Raw genomic sequence first — 26,565 nt, 5'->3', positions numbered from 1 at the left:
TAGAATTTGTACAAGCATCTCTTTCCTGTCAACTTTTACCCAAAAAGAAAAACCTCCCACATCAACTGTGGAAGGTTTCTTTTTCCATCGCGATTCCCATTCCCAGTATGCACCAGAACATCGGTGATACTGCCAGGTTGGAATCATTTGTAAGCCCCATGATCAGGAATCCCATCACACTCAGAAAGATTCCTGTCCGGAATATTGATTTTTCTTTATTTGTTTCTGTTTTTCTGTTTCGTAATGCCGTTATCATATAATGCAGGAAAAAGATCAGCAGACAGATCACCGAAAAAACTCCTGTCTGCAAAGCACTTTGCAGATACATACTGTGTGCTTTTGTCGGAAGCTGCTGATACATGCTCAGTGCAGTATTGGCTTTCATCACATAATCCGTCTGCGGAAACTTCATGATAAATGTGTCCGGCCCGCTGCCCCACAAAACAGTTCCTGATAATAAGGGAATCGTTCTGCTCCATATATATCCTCTGCCTGACAAAATACGTTCATATCCTTTGAGAACTGCCGGTGCATTTTTGATCTCATCAATTTTTCCATATTGATTCATAAAGACGTATCCGTCTGCGGAATCTTCCTTATAGAAATCCCAGGTCATTTCACCGTCATATATTGCCAGATACTGTGCATTGTTGTATCTGTAGGCATCAAACGTCAAATCACCAAATCTTTCATCTTTAAATATGAAGCACTGGTTCTCGCCGTTCCAGAATGCATCCTGCATTTTTCCTTCATTGACCTGCGCCTTCAGAGTCTGACCCATCTCTGTCTTTTCCGGAATCAGTTTCAGGGAGTTTCCTTTATATTTCAGGCTCACTCCGTCTGCTTCCATATTAATTTCTTCAAGTTCGCAACTCTGCTTCTGTCCTGTTTTAATCAGTGCATTCGAAAGCGCATGATTGCTGAGCTGATCATAACCAATTAAAATACCAGTCACTGCCAGAAAGCATATCCCGACAGATATCCATCTTTTTTTCGCATTATCTTTCTGCGTCATAAATACGGCCGCCAGCAGGGCAAGAAATCCGCATACAAGAAATCCAGCTCTTGATCCGCTTCCATACAGACATACCAGCATTACTGCGATCAGTATTATACCACCGATTCTGCTGACCATTTTTTTTGCACGCAATGTTATTGCACAAAGTAACGGAAGGATCAGTACCAGATACATTCCTGCATAGTTTGGCGTATAGGATGCCATATATACAGAAGACCGGCTGTTTTCTTCATATGTAAACCGTAATGTACCCTGTACCGAAGAATCCATACCAAGAGTCAGAAATGTCTTTCCTATTCCCGAAGAAAAGAAATCTTTTCCGACAAACTGCGTGAGTCCAATAAGCCCCTGTACTGCCGCTCCGACAGCCATAGCAACACAGAGGATACGAATATCTTTAACAGACTGCACGACCTGTACACAGTAAAACACTGTCACCAGATACCCCAGAAGCACCCAGACTGACTCATACTGCTGCCACATACCTTTCAGAGAAAGATCTCTGTCAGCCGAAAATACGGTAGACAGAATTGTCAGAAGTCCGTATATATAAAGCGGTATAAACAGTTTCCAGTGTTTCAGCCTGATTCCCCGGATCAGTACTCTGTCCAAAAGTACGACCAGCATCCAGACCACAAGCACCAGAAATACGATGCTTTTTGCATACATAAAAAAATCATACTGGAAGTTTCCATCTGCAAACCAGGAATATTTTCCCAGTGTAACGGACACCTTCCTGCCCATGGCAACCAGCGGCAGAACCGCCAGTGCCATGATCAGTGGTAAGAGATCCCATGGGATCTTTTTTGTTTTTTTCTTCATTATTTTGTTACTTTTACTCTGATTCTTGCAATTTTTCTGCCTGATTTCACGGTAATAGTTACTGCACCGACTCTTCTGGCTGTAACAACACCCCTCGAATTAACAGTCGCTATTCTGCTGTTCGAAGTAGAATACGTTACTCTCTGTGTACTCGTAAGCGGAGTTAAACCTACACCCAGTGCAAGGTTCTTCCGTAATTTCAGATTGACTGTACCCGTTAATCTTCTTCTGGTTGCCTTATTTGTCACAGTGATTGCTGTTGTTGCAACATCTGTTCTCTGCACTTTTACCGTAAACTTCGCAGTTTTTCCACTTGCAAGTTTTACTGTGATTACTGCATTTCCAGCTATTCTCTGTGCTGCGATCCTGCCATTTCTGGATACTGTGGCAACTCTTCTGTTGCTGCTTGTCCAGGACACTACCTTATCGCCTTTTGCAAGACCTGAAGCTTTCGCCTGGAAAGTCTGTCTCATCTTCATCGGAAGTGTTCTGTTTATCGGAACATTTAAAGTGAGCGTAGCTTTCAGTTTTGCAATGGATGCCCTTTCTTTTGCACCGCCACATACTTTACAGGTGCGTTCTTTCACGCCTGTCGCAACTGCTGTTGCAGCTTTGGTAACTTTCCATGCACCCATGCTATGCTTGCCGGTTGCTCTGATTTTCTCTGTAATGATTTCTCTGCACGCTTCACAGATTTTTGTTTTTTCTCCTTCTTTCGTGCATGTTGGAGTTTTTGAAATCATCCATTCCCCAAACTGGTGTTTTTTGCATATCGCATGCACGATCACATCACTTAAAGAAGTAATCGTAAATGTCAGAACTGCGCCTTCTCTGGTAAATGCCAATGTTTCAATCTCACCGTTATGATTATGCAAAAGTTCTATTTCCTGATCTGCATATTGTTCCGGAAGGGTAATCTTCATCTGAACCGGAACTGCCGGCTGTACATCTTCAGTTTCCTTTGATATTGCATTGTCTGTATTTGCCGCATCTACCACTGACATGGTAATGTCTACTGCCAGCATATTGTTGCCATATTTTTCTTTATAACTGCTCTGATTTGCTGCACTTACATCATTGACAGAAATTTTTGCTGCAATTTCTTTTACTTCTTCATCAGCTTTATCTTTGTTTACTGCTGCTGTGAGAGCTGCACCTTTGACATTCTGGTCAACAGTAATGCCCGCTGTATTGTCATTCTCTACTACGGTAGCTGCAACTGAAGTATTGGCAATTACTTTTTCTTCAAGCTGATTGATTGCATCCATTGCGGAAGCATCTTTTGCAAGATTTTTGTTATCAGCTTTGGTAATCTCATTCACTGCATTGTTGATTTTTTCTGCCTTTTCAGCCTCGTTCTCCGTATTTTCAATTTCGGAAAGAATTTCCTGCGCTTTTTCGACTACATCCGCAGTTGCTGTCAGTGGCAGAATCTTGATAATGTTTTCTTCTCCGCACACTTCACAGATCTGATATATCTTACCATTCGTCTCATTTGTAGATTCTACCGTCTGCTGAGTTCCCCAGCTATGACCTGGTGTCTTAATAATACCAGTATCTTCTGCATTGCAGCCGTCACGGGCACACTTACGTATCTGCTCGCCATTCTCTGTACATGTTGCCTGTTTTGTTGTTGTCCACTCGCCCCATGCATGATCAAGTGCCTGAATGACTTCTTTCTTTCCTACTGCTTTGCAGACTTTACATTCCTGATGCCTGCGTCCTGCTTCTACACACGTCGCTTCTTTATCTGTTACCCATTTATAGTCATGTATATTAGTCGCCGGAATTTTTTCTTTAACATTATTTCCGCACTTACTGCAAACTGCTGTTTTTTCTCCGTCTTCTGTACAGGTCGCCTTTTTTGTTACTGTCCATTCACCGGTTATTTCATGACCCGTTGCCGGAATAACAGTTTCTACAGTATCTTCATGTTCTGTGCATTTTTTTACTATTTTTCCATCTGTGGTACAAGTCGGCTTTGTATTTTCAACAATCTCCCAGTTACAGGTATTTTTGACAGACAAAGTAAAGATATTTGTATATGCCCATAAGTATGCGTCATAAAGAGTTCCACTGAAACCGACATAATACGTAGTGTCCGCTGAAAGCGAAAATCCATCAATACTATTCCCCTCAGCCCGGCTCATCATATCTCCGTTCTCATAGAATATATTTAACACATTACTAGGAATGAAACTATATATACCGTCTTCCTTCGGTATAAATTTGTACCACGCAAATACATCTTCCGGACTGGAAATGTTTTCATTTTTACCGATTTTCAGCTCCTGCAAAGCAGATGGATCCGGCTTGCTTACTGTAACTTTATATTCTTTATCACTGACAATTTCCTCACCATTCAGATAAAAGAGAAGCTTGTACTCGCCCACATCATATCTTCTGGATCCGGCATTATCCGGATCGTCGCCATAATCTATTTTATAAGAAAATTCATTTCCATAAGTATCGTACACACTTCCACTATATGCAAATGTCAGGGTTTGTATTGTATCATCTTCGTATTTGACGGTAAGCTGACAGCCTTCCGCCATAATATAATCCATATTTGCATAGAAATTTGTTCTGGCATTTGACATATCTACTGTTACAGAGTCTACGTCCACTACCCGTACAATGTTTTTAAGAGTCTTTCCACTGCTTCCCAAATCACAATAATACGTTGCACCTGCTTCAAGCTCAAAAGTATTCGTTCCTGCTTTCGTCTGCTGTACAATACTATAGCTTCCATCATCATTACGTTTTTTTACTTCAGGAGTCTTAATCGGATTTTCAGTAAACAAAAATCTCCATCTGCCGCTCTCTGGCGGAACAAATCCGTATATTTTCGCAAATTGCAAATATTTTGAACTGCAATTTTCAGGAGTCAGAAATCCGTCAAAATTATCCGTTTCTATTACAGAAACACTTTCAATTGTTATCGGTTCACTTGATATTTCAGGCTCTGTCTCATCGCCGCCATATTCCGAAGTATCCAGTACATATCTCAGTGTGTATGTTCCTTCGTCAAAGTACCGGTTTCCGTATCCAAAATCCTGCTCTGCACCATCTTTTTCCAATATCGGACGAAATATATAGCTATAGCTGTCACTGGTTTTCCCATACCACAGCTTGCTCAGTGTTTCTTTATTTCCGTCTGCATAAGACATTTCAATCTGTGAGTTATAAACTACATTCGTAGCATCATCAAAACCGGCAATAACTTGTGTCTTATCTGACGTTAATGCAATGGATTCTACTGAAGGTGCCTTCTGAAGCGTTACCTGGTAGGAATATTCGCCCAGCTCTGGCTGCCAGTTCCGTGCCATATAATAATACGTATAACCCTTTTTTAATTTCCACAGAATTTGTAAGCTGCCATAACTAGTGCCAGTCTTTATCCTGTCCTTAGAATAATCCAGTGCTTCACCGTTTTTGCATTCATACAGATCCATCATCGGCCGTACACTGAGATCATTATTCTCTGTAGTAGCCTGCATCAAATAATATCCTGTTTCTTCCGGTACATATGAGAACCATTCTTCCTCATTCCAGCTCTCACTTTTAAAATTTACCGAATAACTTTTTCCAAGTTCAAGTACTGTTGCCTCTTCCTCATTTCTTTCCTGTACTGAAATATCCGCATTTTCCTCTCCGACATCAAAGACATCTTCTTCCGAAGCCTCAGCGGCCTGTACTTCCATCTCATTCGGTGTTTCCTGTACTTCAACTTCCTCTGATGTGTCTTCGGTATCAAAAGTATCTTCGGTCACATCAGCATCAGATATTTCTACAGCCTCATCCTCCTCGGCTGCCTGCTGAATATCTTCTTCAGCCTGTTCCTGGTTTTCCTCATACACCACTGGTTCTGAGGAAAAATCTGCACCGCTGGCAATGATCGCGCTGCTGTCCAGACTTGTGACAGTCATCGCCATCGCCAGCAAAAATGCCAGACGTTTTCTCTTCATACGCCCATACCTCCCTTTGAGTTATAAAAAATCAATTCTATTATACAATTTCTTATAATCTGTGTCCATCACAACATAAATTTCACCATACAGAGAACCTGCCACTGGCAGCTTCTCTTGCATACTTTGGCATAAAAATGCCCCGCAGTTTTCGCTGCGAGGCGTTTCATTTACGGAAGCTGTACATCGACATGTTCCCACCGTAAATCAAGAGGATCCTGCGACCATATGGCGCCACTGTAATCTTCCCCAAGATCTAAAAGTATGTAGGAACCTTCATCCAGTGAAATCGTCCGCAGATCTCTCGAAAGCCCCTCTCCTGTCCATTTGATGTAGGCCTCCCGAAGTACCCACTGGGTAAAAAAGGCTTTTTCCGGCTCATCTGCATCCAGGATCTCCCGGATCATATCCTGTGGAACCATCCGTTCCAGCATCCGCTCATAATTTGCCTTACGGTGCTGCTGCACATCAATTCCCACTTCCTGACCGGCAAGGATGCACATTACGTACTTACCGGAATGGGTAATGTTATAATGAATCTTCGGCTGCAGGCTTAAAAATGGTTTTCCGTGCTCTCCCGTCGCCCTTGGCTCTCTCGAAAGTTTCAATCCGTATTCCTGCAAAAGCCCTGTCTCAAGAAGCTTTTCTCCGATCATATGCTCCATGTTTTTGTGTTCGTACTGCTGTGCAACCTCTGTAAAATAAATAACCGCCTTCATACTCCAGCCTCCTTTAGGAACCGGGACGGTTCCCGTTTCTTCTCATACTGCTGTCTTACGTAACACAGAGTCAGCTCTTTTCTGGCGCGTGTCATGCCAACATAAAAAAGTCTCCGTTCTTCCTCGATTGCCGCTTCCAGAACAGCTTTTTTGTATGGCATGCTTCCTTCATTTACATTGAGAATGTATACCCTGTCGTATTCCAGTCCCTTGACTCCGTGAAGAGTGGAAATCAGAACGCCCTCCCGTTCTTTTTCCTGTTTGCGCGCCTGTTCTTCCAGCTTCTGTGTATAATCCTCTATGTAATCTTCCCATTCTTTCAGGCTGTCCATGCCCTTCGTACTCTCGGTCAGCCGATCCAGAATTTCACTCAACTCTTCTGGCTTTATTTTACGATACTCTGCATATTCACGCAAGTATTCTTCATATCCCATACCTTTTCTGATAAAATTTATCGCCGCATATGGTGCCAGTCCTTTCAGAATCCGCAGGTGCGTCTCCAGTGTAGTAAGACGGTCGCACATCCAGTCTTTATCCTTGTAATATTCTTTTAGCTGATCAAAAGATATTTCCGGTGAAAGTGACAGGGCATCTCTCGCTATATACCGGTTCGGACGGTTCATAAATTCCAGAAAATTTTTCCTGCTTCTGTCCCCGTTTGCAAAACGCATATAAGCAAGCAGATTCCGACAGATCCAGTGATGAAAAAGATTCGGCAGTTTTTCTTTCATATAGAATGGCACCTGCCGTTCCATCAGCGCTCCGACCAGCCCTTCCGCCTCCTGATTGGTCCGGAGAAGAAGTGCCGTATCTTTCAGATCATCTCCCTGTTCCATCCTCTCACGAAGGCGCGCGACCACAGACAGATATTCTTCTCGCGGATTCTGGTATTCACTTATGGTCACTTCATTTCCTTCCTGATTCGGTGTCGAAAGATTCTTCTGAAATCTCTTTTTATTTGATCCGATCAACAGAAGTGCCGAAGCAAGGATTCTGCCGCTGCAGCGGTAATTTACATCGAGCGTAACTGTCTCAGCCTCCGGGTAATCTTTCGTAAAATTAAGCATGATCTCCGGTCTTGCCCCACGGAAATGATAGATGGACTGATCATCGTCCCCGACAATAAAAAGATTGTCCTGCGGTTTCGCCAGCATCCGCATAATGTCATACTGAAGCTGATTGATATCCTGGAACTCATCGACCAGAATATACTGAAATTTTTTCTGCCATGCCGCCAGAATGTCCTTCCTCTGAACAAAAAGCTCATAGCAGTAGAGAAGCATATCATCAAAGTCCAGCTTGCGTCGTGCCTGACATGTCTGACAATAACCGCTGTAGATCTGCCGGAATACTTCATCCGGACAACAGGAAGAATAATAGTGTTCCAGAGAAATCCGATTTCCTTTGACCACGCTGATCTCTTTTGCAATTTCTTCCGGAAAGTCACCTTCTTCTGCCAGATCTCCACCATAATTCAGAATCAGCTCTTTTAAAATTCCGGACTTTTCTTCTTCGGACAAAATATTGGCTGCAGTAAATCCATATGCCTGTTTCAGGATTCCATAAAACACTCCATGGAACGTACCAAACGTCACCCTTGTAGCAGATTGTCCGGTAAATTTCAGAAAGCGCTCTTTCATTTCCTTCGCTGCGGCTCTGGAAAAAGTCACTACCAGAATGTTTTCCGGCGGAATCTGACCCTCACCTGTCATATATGCAGTTCGCTCTACGATTACGGAAGTTTTCCCCGAACCGGGGCCTGCCAGAACCATCATCGGTCCTGACAGGTGGGCGATTGCCCTTGATTGAGATGGATTTCGTTTCATATTTATCAGCTGAGCTTTTCGATAGCTGCCTTTACACGTTTCAGTGTTTCTTCTTTGCCGATGATTTCCATGATCTCTGTAGCTCCTGCCGGTGTCATCTGTTTGCCGGATACTGCTGTACGCAGAGGCCACATTACATAGCCGTTCTTGTAGCCTTTTTCTTTTACAAATGCACTTAAAGATGCAAACAGTGGATCATTGGTATAATCTTCCTGTGCTTCCAGAACCGGAAGTACTTCTTTCAGGACAGCAAGAGACGTTTCTTCGTTTGTTTTCATTTTCTTGTGACAGTACATTGCGGAATCGTATTCCGGTACTTCTTCAAAGAAATCAATCAGCGCCGGGATATCCGGGAATGTCTCGATTCTTGTCTGAACCATACCTGCGATCTTGCGGAAGTTGTAATCTTTCTTGAGGACTTCTTTCATGTATGGAAGTGCTCTCTCATAGAATTCTTCCGGATCCATTTTCTTGATGTATTCGCCATTCATCCAGCGAAGCTTGGTGATATCAAATACAGCCGGTGATTTGCTGATGTGATGATAATCAAAAGCTTTGACCAGTTCCGGGAGGGAGAAGATCTCACAGTTGTCCTGCGGGCTCCATCCGAGAAGTGCAACAAAGTTTACGATTGCTTCTGTCACAAATCCCTGCTCCAGAAGATCCTCATAGGAAGAATGTCCGGAACGTTTGGACAGCTTCTGATGCTCTTCGTTTGTGATCAGCGGACAGTGTACATAGACCGGAATATCCCATCCGAATGCTTCGTAAATACGGTTGTATTTCGGTGCGGAAGAAAGATACTCATTTCCTCTGACTACATGTGTGATTCCCATAAGGTGGTCGTCTACAACGTTTGCAAAATTGTAAGTCGGGTATCCGTCGGATTTGATCAGGATCAGATCCTCCATCTCCTCGTTATTTACAGTGATATCACCATAGATAACATCATGGAAAGTGGTGGTTCCTTCTGTCGGCATGTTGAAACGGATAACATGCGGTTCGCCTGCATCAAGACGCTTCTGCACTTCTTCTTTGGACAGGTGCAGACATCTCTTGTCATAGATGGAAATTTCCTTACCTGCAACAACACGTTTCATGGATTCCAGTTCTTCCGGTCCGCAGAAGCAATAATAAGCATCCCCCTGCTCGATAAGCTGTTTTGCATATTTCAGATAAAGGCCGGATGCCTGTCTCTCACTCTGTACATATGGTCCGACACCACCGTCCTTGTCCGGTCCTTCATCATGAATAAGTCCGGTGTTTTTCATGGTACGGTAGATGATATCGACTGCACCTTCCATATAACGCTCCTGGTCGGTATCCTCAATACGGAGGATAAAATCTCCGTCCTCGTGTTTTGCAATAAGATATGCATAGAGTGCTGTACGAAGATTGCCGACGTGCATTCTTCCTGTCGGGCTCGGTGCAAATCTGGTTCTGATTTTTGTCATCGTTCTTTCCTTCCTTTCAAAATGTAAAACCCCTGAGACACTGCTGCCTCAGGGAATACTTTAAAACTTATGCTTCAATACCTCTGCCTCTGAGATATTCGATCACATCTCCCACAGTTGCCAGCTCTGTAAGTTCTTCGGCAGGTATCTCTATATTGTACTCATCCTCAAGAGCCATTACCAGTTCAAAAAGGTCGAGAGAATCTGCTCCAAGATCATCTTTAAAAGAAGTGTCTGCGGTAATCTCACTTTCTTCGCAGTTTAACTGCTGCGCAATCATTTTTCTCATTTCTTCTAACATTGCTTTTCTCCTTTATCAAGTAACTTATCTCTGCTTTGATGTGCAAAGTATATATTCTGGAAAAGTATTTGTCAATAGATTTTCCAGATTTTAGAGAAGCCTTTCAGGCTCTTTAAACTTAATCTGTCTTGCCACGCTTAAGGCAAGTCCCATCTCCGACATCAGGAACACGATGGAAGTACCTCCGTAACTGACGAACGGCAGTGTAACACCGGTATTCGGCATCAGATTCAATACAACCGCAATGTTAAAAATAACCTGCAGTGCAATATGTATAAAAATACCGCTGACCATCAGCGATCCAAACAGATCCGGTGCATTCTGTGCGATAAAAAACAATCGATACAGAAGGTATGCAAACAACAGTAAAAGAATAATTCCACCAAGGATGCCAAGTTCCTCACATACGATTGAAAAGATCATATCATTCTGTGCTTCCGGTACGCTTCCGAGCTTCTGGATACTGTTTCCGAGACCACGACCGAGAAATCCGCCGGAACCGATCGCATACAGTGCCTGAATCGTCTGATAACCATCACCCGATGCAAAATCCTCCGGATGTAACCATACCAGAATACGGCGCAGACGGAAACTGGAACTCGTCTCGAGAGAAGAGCTTAAGATCATAACAAAAATAATAATCAGCACAATACCTACTCCTGCCGCGATCAGAAAAGGTTTCACCTTTGGATGCGCAATGAAGATCAGTCCCATCGTGATGCAGAAAATGATGATCGCGGTACTTAAGTTATCGGTACATGCATATGCCAGAAATGCAAGTGCACTTCCGCTTCCTGCGAGGATCATAAATGCCTTGAGTGTTTTAATATTCCTGCCCATATTGACGATCATATAGGACAGGCACACAATAACTGCAATCTTTGCAACCTCGGATGGCTGAAAGGACAGAGGGCCGAGATTCAGCCAGCGCCTTGCACCATTCGCCGTTCTTCCGAGAGGTGTCTTAACCAGCATCATCAAAATAGCTGCCATTCCGTACAGCACCCCGGTAAATTTTGTCAGAATATGATAGTCGATCTGCGAAATTCCAAGTGCTATGATAATACATCCAAAACTGATTGCCGCCTGTTTTTTGAAGTAATACATGTCATCACCGTAATTCAGCTCTGCCATGTAGGAACTGGTACTGTAAAGCATGACCAGACCAAAACATGTCAAAAGAATGATAACAGCGAGAAGACTGTAATCATAGTAATCTGTTTTCTTTTTTGTTTTTGGTTTTTTAACTGCTTTTTTTTCTCTGCTCATAATGTACAGTATAGCAGACTCCTTTTCTAACCGCAAGAAAAAACAGGGAAACGGCACACAATCCGTTTCCCTGTCTGTCACATCATTTTTGATTATTTGTCGCTGTCGTTATCGATGGCTGCTGTCTCGATCACAAACTTGACATTTCCATCCATGCCGGTGGATTTTCCACTGAAGGAAGTGTAAGCATTGTCATCGGAACGGATCGCATCGAAGCGGTCCATAAGATCCTGAAGATCATCTTCTACAAGATCAGACAGTTTCTTAATACCTTCGTCGTCAAATTTCTTGGTTCCGTCTGCCAGCTCTTTTGCTCCATCAGAAAGACTCTTGATACCATCCTTAACCTGTGTGCTTCCGCTGCTTAGTGTAGCAGTTCCGCTTACAAGCTGCTGTGCACCGGATGCAAGCTGTGCCGCACCACTTGTCAGTGTACCGCTGTTTGCTGAAAGCTGGGATGCTCCGCTTGTCAGCGTACCGCTGTTTGCTGAAAGCTGAGATGCTCCGCCTGTCAGTGTCTTGCCACTTGTCTCAAGCTGTGTTGCACCTCTCTTGATCGTCCTGTTGTTCCTTGTAAGCTGTTTTGCACCGGAAAGAAGCTGGTCGATACCTTTCAGGAGAGTGGATTTATAACCAGTCTGTAAAGCTTTTGCTCCGTCTGCCAGTTTTTTTACACCTGTCTGGAGATCTGTAACATTCTTATTGTTTTCTCCCAGAATGTCCGGAAGCTCTTTTGCAAGTGCTCCAACCTTCGTCGCTACTGCACCGGCCGCAGCCTCCAGAGATGGCTGTTCCTTACTTCCGACTGTTCCCATCGCCTGCAGTGTCTGTGCTCCTTTCGCCAGTTTCTGCGCATCTTCACCTTCAACTAACGTGGTAAGACCTGCATCAATTTTATCTAGTTTCGCCTTGATTGTCGCCAGATTTGCTGCTGTCTGTTCATCATTCTGTTTCTGTGTATCATCCGCATTCAGTGTTGCAAGACCGCTTTCAATCTGAGACAAACCGCTCTGAAGCTGTGCTGCGGCATCACCAACTGCAGCAGCCTGTTCACTCTGTGAGCTGACTGCTCCTGCTGCCTCCTGTACGGCTGCTGCCTGCTCATTCAGTCCGGAAACCTGACCGGCATGTGCTTCCAGACTTGCCACACCGCCCTGTGCGGTAGCCACACCACCGGAAATTGCACCGATTGCACTCTGTACTGCACTGTTTACAGCAGCTGCTGTTGCTTCATCCATGGAAGAAGTATCAATACTGCTTAAGATATCAATTGCGGAGCTTGCACTGTCCAGACCTGCTGAGATCGTACCTGCATCTCCCTGAAGAGCATCTCCTGTTCCTGCTGCCGCACTGACTGCACTTGCTGCTGCGTTTAACTGATCTGCTGCAGAAGTTCCTGCTACAGCTGATACAGAGTTTGCTGCTGCCTGTGCAGTTGCAAGACCATCTTCAATCTGCTGTGTACCTGCTGCCGGAGAACTGCTGCCACCTGGAACCATACTGTCAACCTGCTTTTTCAGGGCATCTATATTGTCTTTCGCACTTTTTACTCCCGGCATATAAGAATTAAGTAGTCCATTTGCCAAATCGCCTGTACTTTTTGCAAAGCTCTGTGTACTCTGTGCAAATGTAATGATATCACTTAAATCCTGCGGTAAAGTCTCTAAACTTCCAGCCAATTTTTCGACCAGTCCGGAAACCTTTGTATTTAATTCATCCGTGCCTTCTACCAGATCATTAATTCCCGGCGTGAACTCTTTGGCAAGACCATTCTTTAATGTCTGAATTCCTTTCTGAAGAGTAGCAGTTCCATCTACATAAGTTTTTACACCAGAAGTCAGGGTATTGCTTCCTGCTACATACTGACTTACACCACTTGTCAATGTATCTGCTCCTGCCACATACTGACTTAAGCCGCTTGTCAATGTATCTGCTCCTGATGTATAAGAAGATACACCGCTGCTGAGTGTTGACGCACCACTTGACAGTGTGCTGACACCACTTGACAGTGTTCCGATACCGGAATCAAATTCCTGATATTTCTCATCGAGAGTAGATGCACCGTCGGAAAGTTCTTTGCTTCCGTCAACCAGCTTTGTTGCTGCATCCGTCAGGTCATCCATGGAATCTTTCAGGTCATCCAGTCCGTCTACATCATCCAGATCGAGAGAATTAAGAAGATCTGTCAGAGCAAATGTAAAGGTAGAACTCATGCTGAAATCAGTAACATCTGCTTCCATTGTAAAACCTTCCGGAATATCCAGATCAATATCTTCGTCAATGCTCTTGAGATCAAGGCTGTCTGCCAGTCCCGGCATTCCGACACCGATTGCGATATTTCTCTGTCCATCGGAGAGGACTTTACCATTGTCGATCGTAACATTTGTGAAGTTATCGGTAGGAAGAATCATGGCTGTTGCCATAACGAACGGCGCATATACATCTGTTGTTTTCTTTCCTACTTTTGTTTTGTTCTTAACGTTATTTGTATAGTTTACTTCGATCTTTAAATGACCACTTTTACCGCCGAGATCACTTGGACTTACCTGTACACCGTCCAGATAATATTTGATTTCCATAGATACAGGAAGATCTTTATTCGTAGTTCCCTGATAATAAATGTCTTTGTCCTCTGTATTCCATGTCAGATTGGAACCATCCTGTTCAAAAGTCTCATCACCTTTGACATTCTTGATATCTTTCAGATCAGATTCATCACTTAAATCTCCTGCTGATGCAGAATTTTTCAGCCAGTCGGATACTGTAATATCTTCCGGTGTTCCGTCTGCTGCCGCATTTACATATACGGTCTCTTCTTTTGAAATATCTGTATCTGCCGCAAGTACCGGGCTCACACCCATTACCATTGTCATTCCTACTGCCACAGAAGCTGCCACTACTTTTTTTCTGTTTCTGTTCATGTTCTACGACTCCTTTTCCAGCCATTGGCTTCATTTATATGTTTCAATCATCATGTACGTGTTTTGTTATTTCTTATCCGGTAAAAATCCTTTGGATGTATGAACAATGATCGGGTCAAATACCATAAACATTGCCGGCAGAATCAGCAATACTACGATCGTACTGATCACCGCACCTCTTGCAAGAAGGGTACAGATGGAACCGATCATATCAACCTGTGAATAAAGGGCAACACCGAATGTTGCGGCAAAGAAACTGCATCCACTGACAATAATTGACTTCATAGAGAATTTATGTGCAATGGAAATCGATTCTTTCTTTGTCTTCCCGAGGTGCCTCTGTTTCTGGTAATTACTTGTCATCAGAATCGCATAATCAACGGTTGCTCCAAGCTGGATCGCACCGATAACGATACTTGCCACGAATGGCAGTGTAACTCCCTGATAATAAGGAATTGCCATGTTTACAAAAATCGCAAACTCAATAACTGCCAGAAGGATGAAAGGCAGTGAGATTGATTTGAATACAAACAGGATGATCACAAAGATTGCTGCCATGGAGAGGATATTTACTCTCTGAAGGTCTACGTCTGTCGTATCCTGAAGGTCTTTCATCAATGGTGCTTCACCGATGACCATAGATTCCGGACTGTAGGATTTGACGATCTCCTGAATCTTGTCAAGCTGTGCGTTACATTCATCTGTTGCTGATGAGTATTCAGAGCATACAAACTGCACTTCATAATTATCGGATTCAAGCATTTCCTTAATATTTGACGGAATCATGGATTCCGGGAAAGTCGGTCCGATCAGGGAATTCATACCCAGTGACCATTTCACTCCGTCAACTTTATCAATTTTGTCAAGCATCTGTGTCTTCTGTTTGCTGTCCAGTCCGTTTTTCAGAAGCACCATATGTACGGTACTCATATCGAAGTCTTCTTTCAGTTTATCATTGGCAACATTACTTGCCAGTGTGGAAGGAAGAGATTTGTCGATGTTGTAATAAATCTGTGTATGGTTGTTTCCGTAAATTGCAGGATACAGAAGTACAAGGAAAATAATCAGCCATACTTTGTAATGTTTTGTAATAAATCCGGAAGCTTTATCAAGACTCGGGATCAGTGCTTTGTGTTTTGTCTTCTCGATTGCTCCGTCAAATACAAGGATCATTGCCGGGAGAACAGTAACACAGCAGATAACACCGATGACAACACCTTTTGCCATAACGATACCCATGTCACGTCCGAGTGCAAATGTCATAACACAGAGTGCAAGGAAACCGGCAATTGTTGTAACAGAACTTCCTGCTACAGATTTGAATGTATCTCCGATCGCATGTGCCATCGCACGTTCTTTTTCATCGTATTTCTTCTTATAAGCTTCAAAGGAGTTCAGAAGGAAAATGGAATAGTCCATTGTTACACCGAGCTGAAGCACTGCTGTCAGTGATTTTGTAATGTAGCATACCTGACCGAAGAAAATATTGCTTCCGAGGTTATATACAACCGCAAGGCCTACGCTGATCAGGAACAATACCGGAATTACCAGTGAATCCATCGCAAGAAGCAGAACCAGAAGTGAAAGACACGCAGCAATCACAACGTAGATCGGCATCTCTTCCAGGGCAATGTTCTTGATGTCGGTTACGACACCTGACATACCACTGATGTAGCACTGCTCATTTGCAATCTTACGCATATCTGTAACTGCTTCCATCGCAGCATCAGAAGATGTCGTATTATCAAACAGTGCGATCATCATCGTTGCATCTCCAGTGAAGAATGCATCTTTGAATTTGTCCGGGATCATACTTATCGGAATGCTCAAATCTGCAACACTGTCATACCAAAGCACATCTTTTACGTGATCCACATCCTGAAATTTTTCTTTTAATGCGGCTACGTCTTTCAGGTCCATATTTTCTACGACTACCATAGAGAATGCACCCATTCCAAATTCATCCACCATGATGTCCTGACCTTCTACTGTCTCCAGAGAATCCGGCAGATAACTTAAAATATCGTAGTTGACTCTCGTTGCTGCCATTCCCAGGAATGATGGTATCAGCAGAAGCATACTGATTATTACGATCAGGACTTTATGCTTCGCAATCCATTTTCCAACCTTAATCATCATGTCCTCCTTATTGACTATCTTTCTCATTTATGACTATTAGTCACTTTTTATTCATACAGAGTTATATACCAAAACTGACCATTAGTCAATATACGTTTTGACCAATGTGTCCAAAAAATCTTTTGTATTTTTTGTAATATTGACTTTTGGTCAGTTTTGATTATAATAAATAACGAAGTTGTTTTTCGTAATTTAGAGGGAGGTTTTCTGATGGGAAAAGTAGAGTCAAATAAGAAACAGAAAAAAGATGCTCTGTTTAACACTGCATTTGAGCTTTTTACTACAAAGGGCACAAACAAAACTACGATCTCAGATATCGCAGATAAAGCCGGTGTCGCCAAAGGAACCTTCTATCTGTATTTTAAAGATAAATATGATATCAGGAATAAATTAGTTTCCTATAAAACAAAAGAACTTTTTTACCGGGCCTATCAGTCTGTCCTTGAACATGAGATTTCAGGATTTGACAACCAGCTTCATTTTATGGTTGATTTTATTCTGGACAGTCTCGAGCAGGACTACTCCCTTCTTGTTTTTATTTCCAAGAATCTTTCATGGGGCGTTTTCCAGGCAGCTCTCGATGATAAAATGCCGGACAGTGATCAGCAGTTTTATCAGCAGTATCTTGAATTAATAAAAAAAGATGGCCGTACTTACGACCATCCTGATCTGATGCTTTTCTCTGTTATTGAGCTTGCAAGCTCCACCTGCTACAGCTGTATTCTTTATCAGCAGCCGGTTTCACTTACCGAATATCGTCCTTATCTGCACCGGACGATTGATGCGATCCTGACAAGTTTTGAATCAAAGGGACTTTAATTTTCCGTCCTGCCGCGCTTTTTCCACAAGTTTTCGGTTTCCTTCATTCATCGGACCGAATTTATCCACACAGCAGATGACTTCTCCACAACGATCCATGAGCTTCTGCGCTTTCACCAGATTTTCTCCTGTAATCATTTCAAAAGGTTCTTCACAGATCACTTCTGCCGCCAGCGCTTTCGCGACTTCATAATCCACATCATTTTTATGAATGATACCCGCCGCAAACGGTATTCCTGCACGCTGCAGTCTGCGGTATGTCGGTATTCCCATACCATTTCCACCGATTACAAATACCTGCGGTTTCCCCTCCGGTGCGCCCATTTCCAGACATCCGAACGAAGCATTATAACTGCCTGTCGTAATTCCGTAGAGATGATGGATATATTCTGAAGTAAAAATCTCCTCCGGTGTTCCGTATTTTTCAATCTGGTCTCCATGCACACAGATCACATAATCTGAAATCTTCTGTGCAAGATCCAGTTCATGAAGTGACATCAGTACCGCTGTATGATTCTCCAGAACCATCTTCTTTAATATAGAAAGAAGTTCCAGCTTATGACGGATATCCAAAAAAGATGTCGGCTCATCCAGAACGATGATCTCCGGTTCCTGGCAGATTGCTCTCGCAAGCAGGATTCGCTGCCTCTGCCCGTCGCTGATTGCAGTGAAATCACGGTCTTTAAATTCAAGCGCATGCACCATTTCCATTGCGTTATGTACTTTTTCCCAGTCTTCTTTCGAAAGGATTCCAAGTGTTCCGGTATATGGGTACCGCCCTGTTGCCACGATATCCTCACAGGTCATCAGCTCCGGCCGGATACGCTCTGTCGTCACAACCGCAAGCTTACGTGCAACTTCTTTTCCCGACATATGGCTCATCAGCTCCTGATCAAGATAAACCGTTCCGCTGATCAGCTTTAACTGTCTCGTCAGACTCTTTAGAATCGTAGACTTTCCGGCACCGTTCGGTCCGATCAGAGTCAGGATCTCACCACGATTTAACCGGATCTCTATATCTTTGATCAGTGGTTTTCCATCATATCCCACTGTCATCTGCTCAGAATGAACAAAATATTCTCCCATCAGGCCATCCTCTTTCTTCGTATCATAATATAAATGACTACCGGAGCACCAAACACTGCGGTCACAGAACTGATGCTGAGTTCTGTCGGTGCAAACGCTGTCCTTGCGATCAGATCACAGAACAGACAGAATACAGCACCGCCAAGGAAACATCCCGGTATGATCAACAATGGTCTTGATGTTTTCATCAGACTCTTTACAAGATGCGGTACGGCAATACCCACAAAAGAAATCGGACCTGCAAAAGCCGTCACACAGGCTGACAGAACACTGGATAACAAAATCAGTGCAACGCGAAAGGCCTTGATATTGACACCCATATTCTGTGCGTAGCCTTCTCCCAACTGATATGCACTGATTGGTTTTGACATCAGAAATGTGATAAACAATGCAACAAACACCACAACTGCCATCACAGAAACATTATCCCAGCTTGTACCGGAAAAGCTTCCAAGTGACCAGTTATGAAGATTTACAATGTTGGAATCGTCTGCAAAAGTGACTGCAAAATCTGTCACAGCTGAACAGATATATCCAATCATAATGCCACTTACTACCAACATGGACATCTGCTTTACTTTCCTTGAGATCAGAAGAACAAATCCCATAGAAATCAAAGAACCGATAAATGCCGCAATGATCATGACTCCGGATGTGGCAACCATAGATTTTCCCAGAAGATAGATCATAGTAAGTGCAACAACCAGTTTTGCCCCGGAAGAAATACCAAGTACAAAAGGTCCCGCAATCGGGTTTCCAAAAAAGGTCTGCAGAAGAAAACCGGATACAGAAAGTGCACCTCCAAGTATGACTGCTGCCAGTATTCTCGGAAGCCGGATTTCCCATACAATATTATAGGCGGTCTGATTTCCTTCTTTTTGGAATAAAATCCGAAAAACATCTTTTAACGATATCGGAATGCTTCCCGAATTGATATTCCAGAATACCAGGACCAGCAAAAGAATGATCAGGACTGTAAAAGACAGCCAGTATCTGAAATGTAATTTCTTCCGCATGTTACGTTCCTCTCTTTATTTAAGCTTGTGCATATACGTCAGTGTATCCAGATCCGGATCATCTGATGTCAGCATCGTATGAATATCCTCGATCATAGTACCGAGTTCCATCGTCTCCTGAAACAGATTCTGATTGGTACACCAGACATTCCCGTCTTTGACAGCTTTAAAATCTGCCAGCAGGGAACTTTTTTCGAGGAGCTGACTGATGTCTGTCAGTTCACCGTCAATGGTACTGTTGTAGATAATATAATCGGCATCTTTGGCACCGGCATAAAACTCTTCCATCTGCATGTTCATCGTGGACAGGGAATTGTCTTCCTCCGCCCCCAGATCATTAAAAATATATTTTCCACCGGCAAGCTCGATCATTTTTGATACATAATCGCCGGATTTACGAACATTGGCAGCACCAACAGAATTAATATAGAAGAAAGCCACTGTTTTTCCGGTAGATTCACTGTCTTCGATTGCTTTCAGCTTATCTACCTGTTCCTGAAAAAGCTTATCCGCCAGATCTTCTTTTCCCAAAAGGACACCATATAGTTTCAGCCATTCTGTACGTCCGAGTGGGTGACTTTCATAACTGGAATGCTCTACCAGAACAGGAATTCCAAACTGCTCCAGTTTTTCTTTTACCTCCGGTTTGTGATAGATCATTGTGGACTCAATTGCAAGATCACAGCCTTTTGATAAAATCAGTTCATAATCCGGTGCACTGTATTTTCCTGCAAAAGAAATACTGCCATCTTCCAGAGCCTTTTTTGCCTCGTCAATATACCAGCCATCTGCATTTGTTCCGGAAAGACTGATGCTGTCAAGTCCGTCCAGCGCACAGAAAAGGTCCATTGCTGACGTTGCCACCAGATAAATATTCTGAAGAGGCTGTCTGATCACAGCAATGTCACTGTCCAGCCCATCCGGTGCTTCCTTCCCATCCGGTACGAGGAGAAACTGCCCGTCACCTTCAATCGTGATCAACGCATAACCGTCTTCATAATAATCTACTGAAAACTGATCTGCATACTGAAGTTCCAGACTGTGGTCATATTTCAGCCCTGCAAGATCCTGTTTTGTTTCTGTATCTTCTGTTGTTTCCTGCGCATCTGCTGCCTGTATCAGAACAGGTGCAGACAACAGAAGCGAAGTGCTTAAAACCGCGCATAAAAACATACGTAACTTATTTTTCATTTTTATTTATCTGCCTCTTTAATACTTGCGGAGTCAAACTGTAACGTATATTCGATTTCATGAGGAGTGCTCATAGCAACCGTATCTGCAACTACTTCCATTGGATAGTCAAATCCGTCTACCGGAATTTCAAATACAGAATTGCCATCCTCATTAACCGGCTCATATTTTTCATCACCGATCAGCATATAATCGTAGTACGGACTGCTCCACTCTACAGATGCAGTTACCTCACCATCTTTGACAGTAAATTTCGCCGGTGATGTTACAGATGCTTTGCCTGAGCCACCTTCCATCTTTACTTCTGCGGTATAGTCGCCATCTTTCAGCTTCAGATCCTCAGCAGTTACTTTTTTTGTATCCTCTGTTGTTTCAACTGAAGCATCTGATTTTTTTTCCGGATTTGTAACTTTTACTTTATGGTCATACCATTTATCTTTTGTTCCGATCAGGGCAACGTCAAATTCTTCATCAATCGCAGGTACCGGAATGTCAAATCCGTAAACTTCATCTGTCATTCCGTCACTGTAGGTAACCGTATCTGTCGTTGGCTCAAGAATCTCTGCACCGTCTTTCTGAGCATCTTCTGCCGTTCCAACAAAGAGATTTACGATTTTTTTGGAATTCAGACTTACATGAATGGTCATTTTGCCATCTTTGACAGTCAGTTCACCTTTTCCGTCGTTTGCTTCATTTACATGGAACATGGAGCTGTCGGTATCAAACTCTGCTGTGTAGACACCATCTTCCAGGACATCACCTTTTGCAGTATCGTCTGCTTTAGCACCTTCTGATGATTCGTCTGTTTTTGTCTCTTCTGTAGTTTCCTGCTCTGCAGATTTTGCAGAAACTGCCTTCGCTCCTTCTGCCAAAACCGGGCTGTAACTGCCGATCATAAGTGCTCCACTTAATACACATGCCATCATTGCCACTGAACGTTTCATAATATAAAATCCTCCTGTTTTACAGGAAATGCCCGGAAGGACCTGAATCCTCCCGGGCAGCCCCCGTTATCTTACATAAAAATTATGTACTGTTTTATTATTCTGCAGCTTCTTCTGTTGTCTCTGCTGTGTCATCTGCTGCTGTATCGTCTGTTGCTTCTGCGTCAGCATCATCTGTTGTTGCTTCTGCATCTGTTCCAAGGGAATCAATTGCAGCTTTTGTGTGCTCTACATACAGATCTTCTACTGCTTCGATTCTTCCAAGTCCTTCGATCTGGCAGTCAATGCTGTCAAAAGCACCGGATGCTTCGAACTGGGATTTCCAGGAATCTTCATCATCACCGGCCATATCGTTGTTTGCATGGTCACCAGCAACAACCATCAGCGGACGAAGAACAACTTTCTTGAATCCTGCGTCTTTAACTTTTGCAATAACAGCCTGGCATTCTGTATCTTCCGGCTCACCTTCTACAGTACCGATGAAAGCGTTTGTGAATCCAAGGTCATCCATCTGTGTCTGCATCTGATCGTATGTTACGTTTGCTGTATGGGAAGTACCATGTCCCATGAATACAAATGCTGTTCCGTCTTCTGCAGCAGCTTCCATGCTGTCATATCCTGCGATCTTGCAAGCTTCATCTGTGATAGCCTGTGCAACTGCTTTCTTGTCATCGTTGATTACAGTAGCGTCATCGCCTACTTCACCAAGCATTGGCTCTGCGATTGCCACAGATTCGAATTTGTCTTTGTAGCTGTCGATTGCTTCTACCATCTCATCGTACTCAGCACCATGCATCAGATGTGTAGGCTGAACAACAAGATTCTTAACACCGTTTGCAACTGCACGGTCAAGAGCCTGATCCATATTGTCGATTACTTCATCGTCTCTTGCTTCTACATGGTTGATGATAATCTGTGCTGTAAATGCACGTCTTACAGACCAGTCCGGATATGCTTCCTGAAGTTTGTCTTCGATTCCTTTGATATCCTGTGCACGGCTGTCATTGAAAGAAGTACCAAAACTTACAACGAGAAGCTCATTCTCACCGATTTCATCCTGATTACGTGGATCATCCTTGGATGCATCACCTGTATCTGCACCGAAATATTCCGGGCTTGCTTCTTCGCCTTCAACCAGTTCTTTCTGAGCATCTGTCAGTTTGTCCCATGCTTCTTTTGCAGCTTTGCAGTCTTCGTCAGTTGTATCGTTTCTTTCCTGAACGTAGATCTTGTCGATCAGTGCTGCAACTTCATCCGCTGCTTTCTGGTCATCATCGGATGCTTCTTCTGTATCTGCAGCATCTGCGTCTTCTTCTGTATCTGCAGCATCTGCGTCTTCTTCTGTATCTGCTGTTTCCTCTGTTGCTGCCTCTGCAGTGTCATCAGAAGCATAAATGCTTGCAGATCCCATCATTGTGACTGTTGCTACAGCCATAGCCAGTGCCAGTGCTTTTACAGTTTTGTTTTTCATGTTTGTTTCCTCCTGTACTTGTGGTTTTCATGAAAATTAAAATGAATAACAAAGTACGGCTGATAGTCCGGTGGATAGTTTTATGTATTTTTTACACAAAAAAACTCCTGCACCGGGCTAAGAGTTTCTGGATTATGGTACAACCAATTACTCGTGATCCGGAATTAAAAAATCCCCGTACCAACAGCAGGCAGGTTTCCTGACTTACAGATCAACACATAAAAAGTCGCCTTCCCGGTTCTCCAGTGGCTGCGCATCCACGCATGACTTTACATTCCCTGTTTACAGTGACGAGATCGTACAGGACTTACACCTGTTTCCCTTTTAACTTGTGATTTCTTATAAAAATCATCTGCACCTGTTGTTTTATTATTCAATTTCTTACAGAATACCACTATTTTTTCAACTTTACAATAGGTCCGGTTATTTTTTTATCAATAAGTCCCACAGAGGCAGCAGGTACAAAAACAATGCAAACAATACGCTGCTCTCCGGTGCGCCTACTGCTGCCAGTGGCACAGCGCCTGCAATTGACCATGGTATAAGCGGTGCTATGACCACTGCGCTGTCCTCCAGATAGTTGGCGAATTTTTCTTTATCTGCTTCGGTTCTGCTGCACAACTGATCCGTCAAAATAATCGACAATGTCTGGTTACATGCCACAACGCCGGTCAGAACTGCCGTCACAAATACTGCCAGATATGGTTTCGTCTTGTCTGCAAGTGCGATGACCATTTTTTGAATGCCATCCAGAATACCGGTTTCCTGAAAGATACCGGAATAGGATGATGAAATGCAGACTATCGCGCCTACCTTTACCATAGAAGAAATTCCTCCACCATCCAGCATAGATGTCACCGCAGAATCTGCGGAATGAAAGCCGGTCAAAATCAGCATCGAAAGATTTTTTACCGGAATTCCCTGAAACCAGATGCAGATCGGTATCGCTGTAAGAATACTCGCGATCATCGAAATTTTTACTCCGGCCTGCATTACCGACAATACCAGAATCACAACTGCCGGAAGCAATGTGATCCAGCCAATCTGAAATTCGTTTCCAAAAATTTTTACAAGATCCGGCACTTCTGCTGTGCCATGAAGGTTCCTGCTGACACAGAAATAAATAAGCGCTGTCACGATAAACGGTACCGCTCCACTTCGTATCATATTTCTGATATTTCGGTAAACACTGGTTCCCGTCAGTTCAGAGACAAGAAGTGCGCTCGTTGATACCGGTGAACAGCGGTCTCCAAAATAAATGCCGGACAAGATTGCCCCGCCTGCCATCCACGGACGGATACCAAGTGTTGACGCGATTGTCGCACAGACAACGCCCATCGTTGCCGCGGTTCCGAAAGAAGTCCCCGTCAGCACAGAAACAAGGCAATTCAAAAGAAACGTCATAAGAAGAAAAGTAGATGGTTTTATCAGATGAATCGTATAACAGATGATTGCAGGAATCGTCCCTGCCTGACGCCAGAGCGCCGTCAGCATCCCGATCAGAATAAATGTAAACAGGATGTTTCTGACTTTTTTGATTCCCTGCAATATCATCTTCCCTATAGATTTCCATGTATAGCCCTGTTTTCGGCTGTAGAAGCTAAACAAAACCAGCCCCGCAAAGAGCGCATATAAAATAAAATGATTGGTTGCGATACATATAATAAGCAAAATACAGAATATAGTTAGGGTCAGAGTTGCCATGTGAGGTGTCCTTTCCTATGCTGTCTTCTCTGCGCTAAAGAAAATAATCACTGCTCCAACTGCTGCAGAAATCGTTGCAAACAGGAGCATAGTATTGACACCGGAGAAATCGATCAGCGCACCGCCGAGGAAAGCACCGATTACACTGCCAAGTGTGTAAGTCATCGTGATATATGCCTGTCCTTTGATTGCATCTTCTGCATCCATAATGGAATTTACATAGTAGACCGATGCCGCTGCCATCAGCCCCCATCCCAGCATCTGGAAAATTTGGATACCGTAAAATACTGTCATATTTGGTGCAAGCAGTGAACCAAGTGATTTCAGTGTGAAGAAAATACCTGTCAGACGGAACCAGATATCACAACGTGCTTTTTTCAGCATATAACCAAACAGAAATAAGGTCGGAAGTTCGGACATTGCTGCAATTGCAGTTGCGGTTCCCATTTCTGAACTGCCGCCGCCTTTACTCTGAACAATCTGGAAAGTAAAACTGTTCAGAAGAACATGTCCGAGATAAATCAGGATACATCCGACAAGTACTATTGTGAAGCGTTTGTATTTACGTAAAAACTGTAACGGATTTGATGTTTGTTTTTTACTGTTGTCCCCTGTCGGCACTGAGCTGCTTTTTGTAAATGGAAACAGTGCCAGACAGCCCATTAGTACAAGTGTAACAATCATGATGCATACCGGTACTGCTGTAATTCCGGTGCGTGATGTAATAATTCCAAGGACATAGGAAAGTGCTGCATAAGCTACCGAACCCATCCCGCGGGCAATACCAAAATTAAGATTATGTCCCTGATTGATACTTTCCATTCCAAGAGAATTGATAAACGGGGTCAGAAGCTGAAGCAGGGTCACACCGCAACCATAGACAACTCCGGTTAGCAATATTGATTTGCAGAAAAGAAGGGAAATTCCGAGAATCAGCTGCAGCACCAGCAGTAACTGCAGGAATTTTTTCAGGGAAGGGCTTTCCGGACGGTCTGCATAACTGGCCAGCACCGGCTGAAGAACTGCTGACAGGATACCTGCAATCGCAATGATGATGCCGATCTCTGTATTGGAAAATCCGCTTCCGAGAAGATAAAATCCGGAATATCCCATGATCGCCGCAAAATTCATCCAGTACAGTCCCTGGATAAATGCATAAAGCGGTGTCAGATTTTTGGTTTTTACTGAAGACATAATGAAGACTCCTTTGATATGTATTGTTTCTATTATACATTGGATTGTGAAATGGATAAAGCATAAAATACTTGCGAATTTCATTTTTTTATTTTAAGATGAAGAATATTGATATGAAACAGGAGGAAATCCAAAATGAAGAAAACAATAGATGTTTATGAACATATGGGAGAAATTCTGAAAGGGGTAAAATCAGGAGTACTCATTACTGGTAAAGCTGATGATAAAGTAAATTCCATGACTATCTCATGGGGAATGATTGGAATCGAATGGGGAAAACCGATTTTTGTTACCTTTATCAGAGAAAACCGTTTCACAAGAAGTCTCATTGAAAAGACTGGCGAATTTACAGTCAGCATTCCTATTGATGACAGTGCGAAAAAAATCCTCGGCTTCTGCGGTTCCAAATCAGGGAGAGACATTGATAAAGCAAAAGAAATTGGTCTGACTTATGAAGAGCCGGAAATGACTTCTGTTCCGGGAGTAAAAGAACTTCCATTGACACTTGAATGTAAAGTTGTCTACAAACAGGCACAGGATATGAATGCAATGACCGAAGAAAACAAAGCAAAATTTTATCCGCAGGATGTAGACAGTTTGTTTACCGGTTCAAACAAAGATACACATGTGGCATATTATGGTGAAATCGTAAATGCTTATGTAATTGAGTAAATTATCTGTATAAGCGTGAAAACAGCTCCCC

The 26,565-nt window shown here is 43.1% G+C and carries 18 protein-coding genes and 1 riboswitch; of the genes, 2 read left to right on the top strand and 16 right to left on the bottom strand.

Features of this window, described 5'->3' with window-relative positions; genetic code table 11:
- Nucleotides 1–61 precede the first annotated feature (61 nt).
- From DWW86_RS04050 to DWW86_RS04010, 9 genes are all read right to left on the bottom strand, one after another.
- Complete coding sequence (locus tag DWW86_RS04050) at nt 62–1,840, bottom strand: O-antigen ligase family protein (protein WP_117942360.1); 1,779 nt, start codon at nt 1,838–1,840, stop codon at nt 62–64.
- Nucleotides 1,840–5,808: an Ig-like domain-containing protein gene (locus DWW86_RS04045; RefSeq protein WP_117942359.1), complete on the bottom strand. Its 3,969-nt coding sequence runs from the start codon at nt 5,806–5,808 to the stop codon at nt 1,840–1,842. Before DWW86_RS04045 ends, DWW86_RS04050 begins: the two co-directional genes overlap by 1 nt.
- A 170-nt stretch (nt 5,809–5,978) precedes the next feature.
- Nucleotides 5,979–6,527, bottom strand: a complete 549-nt coding sequence (locus DWW86_RS04040) for a 4'-phosphopantetheinyl transferase family protein (RefSeq protein ID WP_117942358.1) — start codon at nt 6,525–6,527, stop codon at nt 5,979–5,981.
- On the bottom strand, nt 6,524–8,353 hold the full coding sequence (locus DWW86_RS04035; protein ID WP_117942357.1) for an ATP-dependent helicase: 1,830 nt from the start codon (nt 8,351–8,353) through the stop codon (nt 6,524–6,526). The genes DWW86_RS04040 and DWW86_RS04035 overlap by 4 nt, the downstream gene beginning before the upstream one ends.
- Before the next feature lie 5 nt (nt 8,354–8,358).
- The gene (gene gltX / locus DWW86_RS04030; protein ID WP_117942356.1) at nt 8,359–9,807 is read right to left on the bottom strand and encodes a glutamate--tRNA ligase; all 1,449 of its coding nucleotides are present in this window, start codon (nt 9,805–9,807) and stop codon (nt 8,359–8,361) included.
- A gap of 67 nt (nt 9,808–9,874) precedes the next feature.
- Complete coding sequence (acpP, locus tag DWW86_RS04025) at nt 9,875–10,108, bottom strand: acyl carrier protein (protein WP_015541113.1); 234 nt, start codon at nt 10,106–10,108, stop codon at nt 9,875–9,877.
- A 90-nt stretch (nt 10,109–10,198) separates the two neighbouring features.
- Nucleotides 10,199–11,377 (bottom strand): FtsW/RodA/SpoVE family cell cycle protein, encoded by a 1,179-nt coding sequence (locus tag DWW86_RS04020; RefSeq protein WP_117942355.1) that lies wholly within the window; start codon nt 11,375–11,377, stop codon nt 10,199–10,201.
- A gap of 92 nt (nt 11,378–11,469) precedes the next feature.
- The gene (locus tag DWW86_RS04015; RefSeq protein WP_117942354.1) at nt 11,470–14,298 is read right to left on the bottom strand and encodes a methyl-accepting chemotaxis protein; all 2,829 of its coding nucleotides are present in this window, start codon (nt 14,296–14,298) and stop codon (nt 11,470–11,472) included.
- 66 nt (nt 14,299–14,364) lie between these two features.
- Nucleotides 14,365–16,434, bottom strand: a complete 2,070-nt coding sequence (locus tag DWW86_RS04010) for an efflux RND transporter permease subunit (protein ID WP_117942353.1) — start codon at nt 16,432–16,434, stop codon at nt 14,365–14,367.
- 213 nt (nt 16,435–16,647) lie between these two features.
- Between DWW86_RS04010 and DWW86_RS04005 the strand changes: the two genes are divergently transcribed.
- Nucleotides 16,648–17,256 (top strand): TetR/AcrR family transcriptional regulator, encoded by a 609-nt coding sequence (locus DWW86_RS04005; protein WP_117942352.1) that lies wholly within the window; start codon nt 16,648–16,650, stop codon nt 17,254–17,256.
- On the opposite strand, the gene DWW86_RS04000 is transcribed toward DWW86_RS04005, so the two are convergent.
- The 7 genes from DWW86_RS04000 to DWW86_RS03970 form a co-directional block, all read right to left on the bottom strand.
- Nucleotides 17,242–18,342, bottom strand: a complete 1,101-nt coding sequence (locus DWW86_RS04000) for an ABC transporter ATP-binding protein (RefSeq protein WP_117942351.1) — start codon at nt 18,340–18,342, stop codon at nt 17,242–17,244. The two genes, DWW86_RS04005 and DWW86_RS04000, sit on opposite strands and share 15 nt — an antisense overlap.
- Nucleotides 18,342–19,358 carry a FecCD family ABC transporter permease gene (locus DWW86_RS03995; RefSeq protein ID WP_072523078.1) on the bottom strand — a complete coding sequence of 339 codons (1,017 nt, stop codon included), beginning with the start codon at nt 19,356–19,358 and terminating at the stop codon, nt 18,342–18,344. Before DWW86_RS03995 ends, DWW86_RS04000 begins: the two co-directional genes overlap by 1 nt.
- A gap of 15 nt (nt 19,359–19,373) precedes the next feature.
- Nucleotides 19,374–20,549, bottom strand: a complete 1,176-nt coding sequence (locus tag DWW86_RS03990) for an ABC transporter substrate-binding protein (RefSeq protein WP_117942350.1) — start codon at nt 20,547–20,549, stop codon at nt 19,374–19,376.
- Nucleotides 20,550–20,551: 2 nt separating this feature from the next.
- Nucleotides 20,552–21,493 carry a hypothetical protein gene (locus tag DWW86_RS03985; RefSeq protein WP_117942349.1) on the bottom strand — a complete coding sequence of 314 codons (942 nt, stop codon included), beginning with the start codon at nt 21,491–21,493 and terminating at the stop codon, nt 20,552–20,554.
- A 97-nt stretch (nt 21,494–21,590) separates the two neighbouring features.
- Nucleotides 21,591–22,964: a sirohydrochlorin cobaltochelatase gene (locus DWW86_RS03980; protein ID WP_117942348.1), complete on the bottom strand. Its 1,374-nt coding sequence runs from the start codon at nt 22,962–22,964 to the stop codon at nt 21,591–21,593.
- Nucleotides 22,965–23,136: 172 nt separating this feature from the next.
- A riboswitch (cobalamin riboswitch) is annotated at nt 23,137–23,341 on the bottom strand.
- A gap of 46 nt (nt 23,342–23,387) precedes the next feature.
- Nucleotides 23,388–24,668, bottom strand: a complete 1,281-nt coding sequence (locus DWW86_RS03975; protein ID WP_117942347.1) for a Na+/H+ antiporter NhaC family protein — start codon at nt 24,666–24,668, stop codon at nt 23,388–23,390.
- 15 nt (nt 24,669–24,683) lie between these two features.
- Nucleotides 24,684–25,862 carry an MFS transporter gene (locus DWW86_RS03970; RefSeq protein WP_181985300.1) on the bottom strand — a complete coding sequence of 393 codons (1,179 nt, stop codon included), beginning with the start codon at nt 25,860–25,862 and terminating at the stop codon, nt 24,684–24,686.
- Nucleotides 25,863–25,997: 135 nt separating this feature from the next.
- Here DWW86_RS03970 and DWW86_RS03965 point away from each other — a divergent pair, with 135 nt between their 5' ends.
- Nucleotides 25,998–26,534: a flavin reductase family protein gene (locus tag DWW86_RS03965; protein ID WP_072523072.1), complete on the top strand. Its 537-nt coding sequence runs from the start codon at nt 25,998–26,000 to the stop codon at nt 26,532–26,534.
- Nucleotides 26,535–26,565 lie beyond the last annotated feature (31 nt).

The sequence above is a fragment of the Ruminococcus sp. AF17-22AC genome (assembly GCF_003460065.1).
Lineage (GTDB): Bacteria > Bacillota > Clostridia > Lachnospirales > Lachnospiraceae > Blautia_A.
This window is presented reverse-complemented; position numbering and strand designations above follow the sequence as displayed.